A 6,816-nucleotide genomic window follows, 5' to 3' on the forward strand; every position below is an offset into this window, starting at 1 on the left:
ATCTGACTAATAAACCCAGGGAATCAGCTTTTTTACCTTCTGGCGATATTCAGAATATGCTGGAAATTTCTCGAGCAGCCACCGCTCTTCACGCTTGATCTTGAACTCAAAGAATAGGGTTAGCGCAATCGCATACATCAAAACAAATAGGTAGGGGTAAATGCAGAGCCAACCCAAAGCCACCATTAGTACCCCAGAATAAATTGGGTGACGTACAAAGCGGTAAAGCCCTAACTGAACGAGTTGCGCATGATCTTTGGGGCACGGTAATGGCGTAAGATTCGGACCCAAATTGAGTGCCGCTACTAATGAGAATAACAAACCCAGAATACAAATGATGGTGCCAAGAACCTGCAGATAAGGAAGCCAATATATCAAGAAGTCAGGAAGCAATATCGATCCCCGAGGACCAAATAGAATTAATCCAATCAGGATGCCTTGAACTAAAACATATCCAACGCCGCGTTGCTTGAGCGATATCCGAGTCATATCATCCTTAAATCTGCTTACGAGTATTAGGTTATTGGGATGGTTTTCTAATCAAAGTAAAGAGCAAGATGACTAGAAAAATAGCGAACCACAGTAAAGACCACTCTGGAACTTGTAGGCCAAAGATTGCAGGTAATTTTGCGGAACATAAACCGTCTGCTTTAAATAGCCATGGCAAGTTCTTGGCCAACTGAAATTGATTGATCCAAGTCTCTAAAGGATCGATGCCGCAGGAGATTTCTGGATGGGAAAGTAACCAGACCTGACGTCCCGCAACCGCAAGACCGTAAGTAGCAGAAAGTAGGGCTAAAACATGAAATAGCTTTCTCAGTAGATGAAAGCTGGCAGCTAAAAAGCAAAATATAGCGATTCCTAAATAACCTACCCTTTGCAAAATACAGAGGGGGCAAGGCAAAAAACTCACGCCCTGATATCCGACCTGCTGAAGAATAACGGCAAAAATGACCAAGCTAAGGCTCATCAAGGAGAGGTAGAGATATTTGGACTGGTTCATCTCCAAATAATAGCGAAACCTAGAGCAAAACCTCCAAAGCAAAGTATTCGGAGTGTCCTTTATTACTAAAAGTTGCTTCGTTATGAAAAGTTAATCCTAGTTTCAAGGGCTTAGGCCCCTAAATCCACCCAAGATTGAGGATAATCATGGTTTTGCATAATTCATCAAGCTTCCCACATGGCCGCATATAACACCGAAACAGTACTCTCCGTCCACCACTGGAACGACACCCTCTTTAGCTTCACCACGACACGCAATAAAGGACTACGTTTTCGTAGTGGCCACTTCTTGATGATCGGCCTTGAAGTAGAAGGAAAGCCCTTAGTTAGGGCCTATAGTGTGGCAAGTCCCAATTATGAAGAACATTTAGAGTTCTTGAGCATTAAAGTGCAAGATGGCCCTCTCACCTCCCGTCTGCAGAAGATTCAGGTCGGAGACCCCATCTTGGTAAGCGAAAAATCCGTTGGCACTTTAGTGATTGATGATTTAAACCCAGGAAAACATCTTTACCTCTTTAGCACTGGTACAGGCCTAGCGCCGTTTATGAGCATCATTCGCGATCCAGATACGTATGAGAAATTTGAAAAAGTCGTATTGATCCATGGCGTCCGCTTGGTAAGCGAGTTAGCTTACGCGGATTACATTAAGAATGAACTTACCCAAGACGAATACATCGGTGAAATCATTCGGGAAAAGCTCATCTACTACCCAACAGTCACACGTGAAGCCTTTAAGCACACCGGTCGACTCACTACCGCCATAGAATCAGGTCAACTATTTAAAGATATTGGCCTGCCCCCGCTTGATCCTGCGGTGGATCGTGCCATGATCTGCGGCAGTCCTTCGATGCTCAAAGAAACTGCTGAGATGCTAGATGCCAAAGGCTTTAAAGTATCACCAAGTCTGGGTCAATTAGGCGATTATGTCTTCGAACGCGCCTTTGTTGAAAAATAGGCTTCTATATATCTAAATGTAATTTAGATATCTCTATATATTCCTTGTAGATATATAGACCCCTTGGTAAATTCTTCCTAACGAGATATTTACCAAGGAATTTAGATGTCCCCAGTCCGCGAGCATTACAACCCCATCATCACCAAACTCTTACGTGAGCATGACCGCTTGCCACATGACAATATTGCTGAACGCAAGAACTTCCAGCGTCGAATACTATTTTTAATGAATGCAATTAAGCTCGAAGAATTCGAGCAGGCCTTTGCTTGAAGAGTTCATGATGGTTGATTTTCTACTGGACTCATCTCATTTCATTATTTCTGGCGCATTAGTTGGCTTACTTGTAGGCATGACAGGTGTTGGGGGCGGCTCCCTAATGACACCCTTGCTCACCCTAATATTTGGTGTAACTCCAACAACAGCAGTTGGCACTGATCTTGCTTTTGCAGCGATCACAAAAGGATTTGGAACAGTCGCGCATCGACTCCATGGAAATGTACGATGGGATATTGTTCAACTTTTATGCATAGGGAGTATTAGCACAGCGATTCTTTCTATCCTTTTCTTAAAGTATGCTGGCCCAGTATCCAAGGACTGGAATCAACTCATCAGCATATCTATTGGCATTTCCGTTTTATTAACTGCATCGTCTTTATTATTCAGAGCCAAGATCCTGGAATGGGTACAAGATAATCACCGCTACCTCCCCAAAGGGCTCACATTAAAGATTTCCACCATCAGCGTTGGTGCTGCAATTGGCATTCTGGTAACTATTTCATCAATTGGGGCAGGTGCAATTGGCGCAACACTAATCTTATTGCTATATCCACACCTAAAAGCTTCCGAAGTAGCTGGTACAGATATAGCTTATGCTGTGCCCTTAACAGCACTAGCCGGCCTTGGGCACTGGTGGTTAGGTAACGTGCACTTTGATTTACTCTTTGGACTGCTATTGGGCTCTGTCCCAGCAATTTGGCTAGGCGCAAAACTATCTAGCACGCTATCAGAGAGAGCGACCAGAACCGCCTTAGCCGGAACATTATTTTTAGTTGGCATTAAGTTGGTGTCCTCATGACGACGCCTGATTTTTGGTCAATTCCAGAAAGCACCCTCTCCCCTACTCAATTGGCGGAGAAGACCGCCGTCCTTAAAGAGCGCTTAGTTGATATCACTAGTCGTTTTTCAGACGTCCGATTTGCTACGAGCCTCGCCGCAGAAGATATGGTGATAACCGATGCAATCGCACAATCTAAGACCAATATTCCTTTATTTACCCTAGCTACTGGCCGCCTCCATCAAGAAACCATAGATATGGCCAAGATCACCGAGAATCATTATGGCGTTGTGATTGCAAAGGCCTACCCAACCGAAGAAGATGTACAAGCATTCATCGATCAATATGGCATGAATGGTTTTTACGACGGTGAGGAAGCCAAGAAAGCCTGCTGTAGCGCCCGAAAAATCAAACCCTTAAATCAGGCCTTGCTTGGCGCCGATGCATGGCTCACCGGTCAAAGACGTGAGCAGTCCACCACTCGTGTGGAGCTCAATTTTGAAGAGCATGATGATGCTCGCGGTATCGCCAAATTTAATCCCTTGTTTGATTGGACTGAGGCTGATGTTTGGGCTTATATCCGGCAGGAGAATGTACCCATTCATCCCCTGCACTTAAAAGGTTACCCCAGCATTGGCTGTGAGCCCTGCACCCGCCAAGTGAAAAAAGGCGAAGACATTCGTGCGGGTCGCTGGTGGTGGCTGCAGAGCGATAGCAAAGAGTGCGGTCTTCACGTCAATCAATAATTATTTCAGTAGCAAAACTTAGCAAAGAACGAATTACAGAATGCAAGAACAACAATTACTTGATGATCACCTGGACTGGCTTGAGGCTGAATCCATCTACATCATTCGCGAGGTGGTGGCGCAATGCGCAAATCCCGCAATGCTTTTCTCGGGCGGCAAAGACTCCATCGTCATGTTTCACTTGGCTCGCAAAGCGTTTCAGTTTGGCGACCGCCCTGTCAGGCTCCCTTTTCCTATTTTGCATATTGATACAGGCCACAACTATCCCGAGGTGATTGCATATCGCGACTCTGTGGTTGAAAAAACTGGTGTCAAGTTAATTGTGGGTCATGTTGAAGACTCCATTAAAAAAGGTACGGTGCGCCTGCGCAAGGAAACCGACTCTCGCAATGCTGCTCAAGCTGTCACACTACTAGAAGCTATTGCCGAGCATGAATTTGATGCTTTGATGGGTGGCGCACGCCGTGATGAAGAAAAGGCTCGCGCTAAAGAGCGTATTTTTTCATTCCGCGATGAATTTGGACAATGGGATCCGAAGGCTCAACGTCCCGAACTCTGGAATCTGTATAACGCCCGTATTGCCCAGGGTGAAAATATGCGTGTATTCCCAATCTCCAATTGGACAGAACTTGATATTTGGCAATACATCGCTCGCGAGAATTTAGAACTTCCTAGTATTTATTACACTCATCAACGAGAGGTTGTGCGTAAAAACAGTCTCTTGGTACCAGTAACCAATGTCACACCCAAGGCGCCAGGTGATGTAAGCGAGGTGCTCAATGTACGCTTTCGTACAGTGGGCGATATTAGCTGCACGTGCCCCGTACTCAGTACAGCTGCCACTCCTATTGACATCATTGCTGAAACCGCCATTACTGAAATCACAGAACGTGGCGCCACTCGCATGGATGATCAAACCAATGAGGCCTCTATGGAGCGCCGCAAGAAAGAAGGTTACTTCTAATGACTAATAATCCCACTCACCTCCAAAACGTAGTTCGATTTATTACCGCCGGCAGTGTTGATGACGGCAAGAGCACCCTGATTGGTCGCTTGCTTTATGACACCAAATCTATTTTGGTTGATCAACTTGAATCTCTTTCAAAGACTAAGCATGCTCGCGTTACATCATCTGATGCTGGTGTAGATCTAGCCCTCCTAACAGATGGTCTAGAAGCAGAGCGTGAACAAGGTATTACTATTGATGTTGCCTATCGCTACTTCTCCACACCCAAGCGTAAGTTCATCGTAGCGGATGCGCCTGGCCATGAGCAATACACCCGTAATTTAGTCACTGGCGCATCACAATCTGATGTGGCTGTGATTCTAGTGGATGCGACCCGAGTTGACCTTAACACCTTACCAGCCACATTATTGGCCCAAACAAAACGACATGCAGCTATTGTGCATTTGCTTGGTTTACGTCACGTAGTCTTTGCCATCAACAAGATGGACTTGCTTAATTTTGATCAAAAGGTCTTTGATACCATCAAAGTCGCAATTAAAGATTTATCCCAAAAGATTGGCTTGCCCGAGCCAACACTCATTCCAATGTCGGCTTTACTAGGCGCCAATGTAGTGACCGCTAGTAAAGAGACGCCTTGGTATCAAGGCCCCACACTACTTCAATGGCTAGAGGGTTTAGATACAAGCCCGCAATCCGAGAAAATCGGTTTACGCTTTCCAGTTCAGTATGTTGCCCGTCAAGATGGCAGCGCCTCTGATGACTTCCGTGGTTATCTTGGTCAAATTGAATCCGGCAGTGTTCGCAAAGGTCAAAAAATTAAAGTTCTACCAGAAAATCGTGAAGCAACGATTGCAAAGATTTATCTGGGCAACAGCACTAACCGAGGTCAATCAAATATCAACAATGAAGTAGAGTCTGCTCAAACAGGAGAAGCTGTGGCAATTAGCTTAGCCGAAGATATTGATGTATCTAGAGGCTGCTTGTTTGTCAGTGCTGATGATATAAGTCCTCCAACACTGAGTAAGCAGATTTCTGCTGATCTGTGCTGGCTAGATAGCGAGCCCTTGTCTCTGAATCGTAAATATGCACTTCGTCACACCACCAACACTATTGGCGCCAAGGTGAAAGTGATTCAGCAGGTTTTAGATGTTCAAACACTATCTCATAACCTTGAAACACATCCACTTAATGCGAATGAAATTGGTCGCGTAGATTTTGTTTTGCAAAAACCCATCGTTGCTGATTTATTTAATGAGTCCCAGAAAACGGGTGCCTTTATTTTGATTGATGAGTCTACCAACCATACGGTAGCAGCCGGAATGATTCGAGAGGTATTTGCCCAATAGGCGCCTCACCAATAAGGCCCTGCATAGCGGGGCCTTATTTTTAGAGAAAGAAAAAGCCACCCCGAAGGATGGCTTAAAAGAAATTCTATGGAGGTACTACTAAAGAATGAACAACACCTTCATATTAGCCCTTGAGCCAGGACCCTTCGGAAACCCTTGCTTTCTAATGGTGCCGTATGCTTCAATTTAGTGCATATAGGCCGAATCAATCTATTTAGTAGAATCGCTCTAATTGATCAACCAAACTTGAAGGAGTGCCAATGCTGGCATCAAAGAAAGCGGGAATACCCTCTCGCTTAATCGCAAGTATTCTCACGGCCGCCCTAGCGCTTCCGGCTGCAGCACCGGTGGCATACGCCCAAAGCGGAAGTCAACAACAAGCGGCAAAACTATCTCAGGCTCAATTAGAGGCTTTGGTGGCGCCAATAGCGCTTTACCCAGACCCACTAATCTCACAGGTGTTGATGGCATCGACCTATCCACTTGAGGTTGGAGAGGCGTCCAACTGGCTCAAATCCAACAGCAAACTGAAGGGTGATGCACTCAATTCAGCGCTACAGCAGCAAAACTGGGATGCGAGCGTCAAATCACTCACTGCATTTCCTCCAGTTTTAGAGATGATGGGCTCTCAACTCAGCTGGACTCAACAACTTGGTAACGCAGTCTTGGCGCAACAGTCAGAAACTATGAGCGCAATTCAGTCATTGCGAGCCAAAGCTAAGCAGGCCGGATCACTCAAGTCTAAT

9 protein-coding genes are annotated in these 6,816 nt (G+C 45.4%); 7 read left to right on the forward strand and 2 right to left on the reverse strand.

Going from position 1 to position 6,816, the window contains the following annotated elements; genetic code table 11:
• Positions 1-6: 6 nt before the first annotated feature.
• Together AOB49_RS06995 and AOB49_RS07000 are read right to left on the reverse strand one after the other, a co-directional pair.
• Positions 7-489 (reverse strand): methyltransferase family protein, encoded by a 483-nt coding sequence (locus tag AOB49_RS06995; RefSeq protein WP_062309270.1) that lies wholly within the window; start codon positions 487-489, stop codon positions 7-9.
• Positions 490-520: 31 nt separating this feature from the next.
• Positions 521-1,003: a disulfide bond formation protein B gene (locus AOB49_RS07000; RefSeq protein WP_062309271.1), complete on the reverse strand. Its 483-nt coding sequence runs from the start codon at positions 1,001-1,003 to the stop codon at positions 521-523.
• Between the two features lie 177 nt (positions 1,004-1,180).
• Between AOB49_RS07000 and AOB49_RS07005 the strand changes: the two genes are divergently transcribed.
• The 7 genes from AOB49_RS07005 to AOB49_RS07030 all read left to right on the forward strand — a co-directional run.
• Complete coding sequence (locus tag AOB49_RS07005) at positions 1,181-1,957, forward strand: ferredoxin--NADP reductase (protein WP_062309273.1); 777 nt, start codon at positions 1,181-1,183, stop codon at positions 1,955-1,957.
• A gap of 105 nt (positions 1,958-2,062) precedes the next feature.
• Positions 2,063-2,227, forward strand: coding sequence for a hypothetical protein (locus AOB49_RS12150; RefSeq protein ID WP_172793400.1), 165 nt, complete (start codon positions 2,063-2,065; stop codon positions 2,225-2,227).
• A 7-nt stretch (positions 2,228-2,234) separates the two neighbouring features.
• Positions 2,235-3,032 (forward strand): sulfite exporter TauE/SafE family protein, encoded by a 798-nt coding sequence (locus tag AOB49_RS07010; RefSeq protein WP_407070230.1) that lies wholly within the window; start codon positions 2,235-2,237, stop codon positions 3,030-3,032.
• Entirely contained in the window at positions 3,029-3,757 is a 729-nt protein-coding gene (locus AOB49_RS07015) for a phosphoadenylyl-sulfate reductase (RefSeq protein ID WP_062309275.1), read from the forward strand. The genes AOB49_RS07010 and AOB49_RS07015 overlap by 4 nt, the downstream gene beginning before the upstream one ends.
• A 40-nt stretch (positions 3,758-3,797) precedes the next feature.
• Positions 3,798-4,721 (forward strand): sulfate adenylyltransferase subunit CysD, encoded by a 924-nt coding sequence (cysD, locus tag AOB49_RS07020; RefSeq protein WP_062309277.1) that lies wholly within the window; start codon positions 3,798-3,800, stop codon positions 4,719-4,721.
• Entirely contained in the window at positions 4,721-6,070 is a 1,350-nt protein-coding gene (locus tag AOB49_RS07025) for a sulfate adenylyltransferase subunit 1 (RefSeq protein ID WP_062309279.1), read from the forward strand. The genes cysD and AOB49_RS07025 overlap by 1 nt, the downstream gene beginning before the upstream one ends.
• A 260-nt stretch (positions 6,071-6,330) precedes the next feature.
• Positions 6,331-6,816 (forward strand): DUF3300 domain-containing protein (locus AOB49_RS07030; protein WP_156471352.1); only part of this gene is annotated, 486 nt, incomplete at its 3' end.

Origin of the sequence: Polynucleobacter sinensis (assembly GCF_001595985.1) — a bacterium.
In the GTDB taxonomy this organism is placed as follows: domain Bacteria; phylum Pseudomonadota; class Gammaproteobacteria; order Burkholderiales; family Burkholderiaceae; genus Polynucleobacter; species Polynucleobacter sinensis.